At 26.6% G+C, this 1,829-nt stretch carries 1 protein-coding gene; it reads left to right on the top strand.

Annotated elements, in window-relative coordinates; translation table 11 throughout:
- A partial coding sequence (locus CAMP5082_RS08120) for a hypothetical protein (RefSeq protein WP_337206419.1) occupies nucleotides 1-1,829 on the top strand: 1,829 nt, incomplete at both ends.

Genomic DNA, 1,829 nt, shown 5'->3' with positions numbered 1-1,829 from the left:
AAGAAGACAAAGAAGCAAAAGATCAAAAAAATCTATTAGCTTTAAATTTTAAAGAACAAAAAGAATATCCTGATAATTTCAGACATCATCTTAGCCCACGCACTAAAAACTTTGTATCTCGTTATGAAGTTATAGATCATGTAAAAAATACTAACATCAGTGGTTATTCTCATACTGTTTTTAAAGATACAAGTAAAAATGATAATACTTATATCTTGGCTTTTCGTGGCACTGAAACAGGTGGAACACAGCTATTAAAAGATGCATTTTTTACAGATGGTTTTATTGCTTTGAGGCTTGGAATTCCACAAGTGGTGTCTTTGATGAATTATAGTGATGAAGTTTTAAAAATCATTAGAGAAAAGCATGGGAGTGATAATTTTAAAATAGATGTTGTGGGGCATTCTTTAGGAGGACATTTGGCTCAATGTTTTTGTATCTTTGGGCAAAAAAAATATATTCAAAAACTTTATACTTATAATGGAGCTGGTATAGAAGGTGCTGTAGTAAGTCTTGTAAATATTTTTATTAGAGTTATTAGAGTTGTTTTTAAATTACTCATTAAAGGTATTAAAAAACTTTTTGGTTTTGGTATGACTAGAAAAACTTTAGATAATTGCTCTAAAGTTTTAAATGTGGAAAATGGAACCGATGGTTTGATCGAAGAATGTAAAAATTCACAAGGACAAATAGATCAAAAAAGACTTGATGAATGTGCTTTAAATATAAAACAAGCAAGTAAAGGCAAAACAAGTATAGAAATACATCATATAGAAACTATAGCTAAACCTATCCCTAATAAAGAAGATTTTTCACGAGAATATAGACAAGCACTAGAGTCATCAAGATCTGTGATAGCTGATTTGGGTTATAAATATGGCTTAGATATTAAAGATAAGTTTGATTATAAAAATACAGACAAGTTGCATTTAATTCATATAGGAGAGCTTGAAAAAAATTATTTACTAACTAGCCATTTTATGTATAATATAGTTTGGGCGAGTTATTTTTATGAGCATTTGATAAAAAATAATGAAAATATCAAAGAATTTAAAAAGGATATTGCTTGTGCTATGGATTATCTAAATTCTTATGCACAAAATTTAATCGACTTAAGTGAGAAAAATAAGCTTTTATCAGAAGATCAAATAAATATCCAAGATGAAAATCAAAATTATATTAGCGTAGTATTGGATAAAATTTTTGATAACTTGTGTAAAAATAATGAATATAACAAGAAAGAATTTAATCTTATCTATAAAGATATACAAGAGTTGTTTTATGTAAGTGAATATAAAAATGTAAATAAATTTGTTATTCCTGATTCTTTTTTGGTTTTGGAAGCTATGCAATTTTATATAAAAATACTGGATAAACCTATATTAGAAAAATTATCTAATAAGGACTTCAAGCAAGATTTAGATCATGCTGAAGCAGTTTATAAGTGGTTGCCTTTTATTGTTAAAGATAAAAATAATCAAAAAATACTTACAGAAGATAATATAGGGAAAATCTTAAATTATAACTCTGAGTGCTTTAAATGTCTTAGCTTGGAAAATGATTTGGATTTTTTTCAAGCTAGAAAAAAGCAAATGATTAATTTGATTTATGAAAATAATTGCACAAGCTATTATCTTAATAAAAACCAACCCATTAAAACAAAAGTAAAATTTAATTCTTCAAGTTCGACTATATTTGTTAATTTACCAAAAGAAGAAGTTTTTATTTTTGCTAATTGTAGGGATTTGATTGATTGTGATGAGATTTATAAAAGAGTAGCTACTAAAGTAGGTGTTGCAGTTGAAGAACTCCAAAACTACCAAGCTTAT

It is taken from the genome of Campylobacter sp. LMG 17559 (assembly GCF_024723605.1).
Taxonomy (GTDB): Bacteria; Campylobacterota; Campylobacteria; order Campylobacterales; family Campylobacteraceae; genus Campylobacter_D.
Note: the sequence above shows the minus strand (reverse complement) of the source record. Positions and strands in the feature narration are given on the sequence as shown.